At 56.9% G+C, this 246-nt stretch carries 1 protein-coding gene; it reads left to right on the top strand.

The window, feature by feature from the left end:
* A partial coding sequence (locus FVA95_RS30240; RefSeq protein WP_193564467.1) for a Fic family protein occupies nt 1–246 on the top strand: 246 nt, incomplete at both ends.

The following is a 246-nucleotide window of genomic DNA, read 5'->3' on the forward strand; positions in this document are numbered from 1 at the left end:
GACAACGACTTCGCCGATCGGGCCGCCATCGTGTACTCCTGGTTGAACTACGCGCATCCATTCCGCGACTTGAATGGCCGCGTAACCCGAATTTTCATGGACTATGTTGCAGCACAAGCAGACCGGGTCATCGACTACAGCAAGGTTCCCGGTGATGTGTGGATTCAACGGTCAGCGTTCACCGTTCCCGACCAAGGTCAAACACGTCCGGCGCCCGAATATATGACGCCAGTCTTCCGTGCCGTC

Source organism: Pseudonocardia sp. EV170527-09 (assembly GCF_008369905.1).
GTDB lineage: Bacteria > Actinomycetota > Actinomycetes > Mycobacteriales > Pseudonocardiaceae > Pseudonocardia.